We start from the raw sequence: 3,535 nt of genomic DNA on the forward strand, positions 1-3,535 counted from the left end.
ACCGCGTCGCCCTTCCAGAACGGCAGCCGACCGGGCTGACCCGGCGCGGGGGAGACCAGCACGCGGTCGTGGGTGATGTCCTCGATCCGCCAGCTCGACGCCCCGAGCGTGAACACGTCGCCGACCCGCGACTCGTACACCATCTCCTCGTCGAGCTCGCCGACCCGGTGATTGGTCGACTCACCGACCAGGAACACCCCGAACAGCCCACGATCCGGAATCGTCCCGCCGCTCGTCACCGCTAGCCGCTGCGCACCAGGGCGGCCGGATATCTCCCCGCTCACCCGGTCGAACACGATCCGCGGCCGCAGCTCCGCGAACTCGTCCGACGGATAGCGGCCGGACAGCATGTCGAGCACTCCGTCGTACGCCGATCTCGGCAGCGTGGCGAACGGGGCGCAGCGGCGTACCAGAGCGAAGAGCTCGTCCACGTCGACCGCGTCCAGGGCCACGATCGACACGATCTGCTGGGCGAGCACGTCGAGCGGATTCGCCGGGATGTGGAGGCTCTCGATCAGGCCGTCCCGCATCCGCTGCACGACGACCGCGGTGTCGATCAGGTCGCCGCGGAACTTCGGGAACAGCACGCCCCGGGACACGGCGCCGACCTGGTGACCGGCACGACCGACACGCTGCAGGCCACTCGCGACGGACGGCGGCGCCTCGACCTGGATCACCAGATCCACCGCGCCCATGTCGATACCGAGCTCGAGACTGCTGGTCGCGACCACGCAGGGCAGCCGGCCGGACTTCAGGTCCGCCTCGATCAGCGCCCGCTGCTCCTTGCTGACCGAGCCGTGATGGGCACGGGCGATCAGTGGCGGCGCCGCCAGCGATCCGCCGGACTGCGCCATCAGCTGGGCCGGCGACCCGAGCTCCTGCAACTCCAGCTCTGCGCGCTCGGCAGCGATCTCGTTCAGCCGGGCGGTCAGGCGCTCGGCCAGACGGCGCGAGTTCGCGAAGACGATCGTCGAGCTGTGCCGGCTGATCAGGTCGAAGACCTGCTCCTCCACATGCGGCCAGATCGAGGCGTGCTGCTGCGGCCCGGCTGCCGAGCCCGACGTCTCCACCTCGGTCGCGGCCAGCTCGGCCATGTCCTCGACCGGCACGACGACGCTCAGCTCCCACTGCTTCGCGAACTTCGGCTGCACCACCGTGACCGCTCGCTCGCCGCCCAGGAACCGTGCGACCTCCTCGACCGGACGAACCGTCGCGGACAGGCCGATCCGCTGCGCCGGCTTGGGCAGCAGCTCGTCGAGCCGCTCCAGAGTCAGTGCCAGGTGCGCCCCGCGTTTCGTCCCCGCGACCGCGTGCACCTCGTCGACGATGACGGTCTCGACGCCTCGCAACGACTCGCGGCCTTGAGAAGTGAGCAGCAGGAACAAGGACTCGGGCGTGGTGATCAGTACGTCGGAGGGCTTTGTCGCGAACCGGCGCCGATCGGCCGCGGGCGTGTCACCGGACCGTACGGCGACGTCGACCTCGACCGGGGCCTCACCGAGCCGGCGAGCGGTCTCGCGGATGCCGATCAGCGGTGCGCGCAGGTTGCGCTCGACGTCGACGGCGAGCGCCTTCAGCGGCGACACGTACAGCACCCGGCAGCGCAGCTTCGGATCGTCGGGAGGCGGAGTCGTGGCCAGCCGGTCCAGCGCCCACAAGAAAGCGGCCAGCGTCTTGCCTGAGCCGGTCGGGGCGACCACCAGCGCGTCCCGGCCCGCCGTGATGGCGTCCCACGCCTCGAGCTGGGCCGGGGTGGCCGCCTCGAAGACGTCGCCGAACCACGCCCGGGTCGCGGGCGAGAACCGGCTCAACGCGCTGGTCTTCTTCACGCCGACCATCTTGCCGGGTGCCGCCGACAGTTTTCACGCCGCCGCTTGTGGTCGCTGCTCGTTCGGCGCCGGTCGCCCGCTGTGAGCGCCTGCTTTCCGTCCGGTGCGTAGATTGTCCCCCTCGTCTGGAATGATCGGCGACATGATGAACCGCGTACGCGCAGCCCTCGTCATCGTGGCCTGCCTGGTCGGGTTGACCGGCTGCGTCAAGATCGACGGCGACCTGAAGGTCGGGTCGAACGAGACGGTGTCGGGCTCGATGAAGATCGGCGTCGACAAGCAGCTGCTGCAGTCCAGCGGCCAGTCGCTGGACAAGATCCGCCAGGAGATCGAGAGCAGTATCAAGTCGTCCGCGACCGAGGGCGTCAGCTGCAAGTCCTTCGACGACGGCAAGTACATCGGTTCTGACTGCACTTTCTCGAACGTGCCCTTCAGCAAGATGGGCGGCGCGAGCCAGGACGGGATCGGCTTCAGCAAGGACGGCAACAAGGTCAAGGTGTCGGTGAACGGCGGCAACGTCGGCAGTAACCTGCCGGCGGGCAGCAGCCAGCCGGAGGTCAACCTCAAGATCACCATGCCGGGCAAGATCCTCGAGCACGACGACGGCGCCAAGGTCAGCGGCCGGACGGCGACGTACGACAGCCTCGACAAGCTGGCGAAGATCTCGCTGACCTCCGAGGCCAGCAGCGGGTTCCCGGCGTGGGCACTGATCTTGATCATCGTCGTGCTGTTGCTGGTGATCGCAGCCGTCGTGTTCTTCGTTCTGCGGAGCCGCAAGGGGAAGGCGCAGCAGGGCTACGGGCAGCCGTTCCCAGGGCAGTATCCGGGTCAGCCTGGGCAGTACGGCGGTCCTGGGCCGTACCAGGGGCAGCAGTACGGTCAGCCTGGTCCCGGTGGACAGTACCCGGGCCAGCCAGGGCAGTACGGCGGTCAGCCAGGCCAGCCTGGTCAGTACGGTGGGCAGCCGGGGCAGTACCCGGGCCAGCCGCAGCAGGGCCAGCCCGGGCAGGCGCCGTACGGTGGTCAGCAGCCGCAGTACCCTGGGCAGCCGCAGCAGGGACAGGGGCAGTGGGGCCCGCCGCAGCAGGGGCAACAGCCACCGCAGCAGGGTCCTGGTGGCTGGGGTCAGCAGCCCGGACAGGGACAGCAGCCTGGACAGCAGTCACAGCAGCCTGGACAGCAGCCGCAAGGCCCGCAGCAGGGTCAGCAGTACGGTCAGCCGCCACAGCAGCCACAGCAGCCACAGCAGCAGAGTGGCTGGGGCCAGCAGCAGGGTGGTCCGGCGGGGCCGCAGCAAGGCCAGCAGGGTGGGTGGGGACCGCCGAAGGACAACGACGGGCAGGCATGAGACTGACTGAGTTCTGGGCCCGGATGGATCACCATCTCGGTCCCGCGTACGCGCGGACCTGGGCGGAGACCCAGGTGGTTCAGGAGCTCGGCGGCCGTACGGTCGTCGAGGCCCTGGACGACGGCGAGACCGCCAAGGTGGTCTGGCGCGCCGTGTGGGCGCACCTCAACCTTCCGCCCAGCGAACGCTGACGCCCACGCAGTACGCCGCCCGCTACCCGGCCCAGCTGGTGCGGGCGGCCCATTCCTCGGCCGGTAGGTACACGAGATCGCACACCGGGTCCTTGAGGTCGCTGTAGTCGCCGATCTCCAGCCCGAGCGTCGCAGCATGCTGCTTGAACGCGCCGTACGCCTGCGCC

At 69.5% G+C, this 3,535-nt stretch carries 3 protein-coding genes; 2 read left to right on the forward strand and 1 reads right to left on the reverse strand.

Annotated elements, in window-relative coordinates:
- Positions 1-1,838 (reverse strand): DEAD/DEAH box helicase (locus tag VFF46_RS40360; protein WP_325042566.1); only part of this gene is annotated, 1,838 nt, incomplete at its 3' end.
- 133 nt (positions 1,839-1,971) lie between these two features.
- Between VFF46_RS40360 and VFF46_RS40365 the strand changes: the two genes are divergently transcribed.
- Positions 1,972-3,177 (forward strand): LppM family (lipo)protein, encoded by a 1,206-nt coding sequence (locus VFF46_RS40365; RefSeq protein WP_325042567.1) that lies wholly within the window; start codon positions 1,972-1,974, stop codon positions 3,175-3,177.
- Complete coding sequence (locus VFF46_RS40370; RefSeq protein WP_325042568.1) at positions 3,174-3,368, forward strand: DUF3046 domain-containing protein; 195 nt, start codon at positions 3,174-3,176, stop codon at positions 3,366-3,368. The genes VFF46_RS40365 and VFF46_RS40370 overlap by 4 nt, the downstream gene beginning before the upstream one ends.
- Positions 3,369-3,535: the final 167 nt, after the last annotated feature.

It is taken from the genome of Kribbella sp., from assembly GCF_035655035.1.
Lineage (GTDB): Bacteria > Actinomycetota > Actinomycetes > Propionibacteriales > Kribbellaceae > Kribbella.